General features: G+C 44.9%; 1 protein-coding gene and 1 pseudogene. One reads left to right on the top strand and one right to left on the bottom strand.

Annotated features, from left to right (window positions below):
• Nucleotides 1–163: pseudogene (locus ACS8YF_RS19720) on the top strand (hypothetical protein); the annotation flags it as partial.
• A 242-nt stretch (nt 164–405) separates the two neighbouring features.
• On the opposite strand, the gene ACS8YF_RS19715 reads toward ACS8YF_RS19720, so the two are convergent.
• The coding region (locus tag ACS8YF_RS19715; RefSeq protein ID WP_440851788.1) for a LutC/YkgG family protein at nt 406–730 on the bottom strand (325 nt) is incomplete at its 5' end.

Genomic DNA, 730 nt, shown 5'->3' with positions numbered 1-730 from the left:
GAACGGTGATGGCTGTGTAACTATAAGCTCACCAGAAATAAAAAATAAATACCCTGCTGCCATTTGCCTGGCTCTGGGATTTTTTCTAAGCATTGTAATTTCTGTAATGTTTTGCCTTGTCAAAAAAATGGTAGATGAATACCAACAAAACTCTGGGCAGTAATAAACAACATTCTGATAGAGAGTGCCTGTATAAAGCTGAAGTGACAATGACCGGGAAGGGAACCCGTTTTCAGGAATGGATGCCTGTCTTTTTCACTGTAAATATCCTGGCATTGGTAATACCAGGATATTTACAGAAGAGCAGCATAACCATGACGGAACGGGGTTAAGTCAGGTTGTCCTAAACGCTATTTTCAACCTCGTATGCCTTCTTCAGGTTTATGTCCAGACTTCATATCTCTCTCAACAATCCTCAATAATCAGATACACCGCTTTCACCGGGCCATGAACTCCGACGACTTTGATAAGCTCAATATCCGCCGTTGAACTGGGGCCGCTAATGATGTTAATGCAGGAAGGCATTCGTTCACCGGCCTGCGCTTTCTGATGCAATTTTTCTGCGAGTTGCGCTACACGCGGCAGGATAGTGCTTTTACGCAGGATAAAAAGAGAATATTCCGGGAGCAGGCTCAATGAACGCCCGCGCTCGGCGGCGGAAAAAAGAACCACGCCTCCCGATTCGGTTAAACCATATTCAGCATACACAACACCCACTTTAGCCTGCTCT

Origin of the sequence: Salinisphaera sp. SWV1 (assembly GCF_052044155.1) — a bacterium.
GTDB lineage: Bacteria > Pseudomonadota > Gammaproteobacteria > Nevskiales > Salinisphaeraceae > Salinisphaera.
The sequence above is the reverse complement of the archived record's forward strand: the minus strand, read 5'-3'. Positions and strand labels throughout refer to the sequence as shown.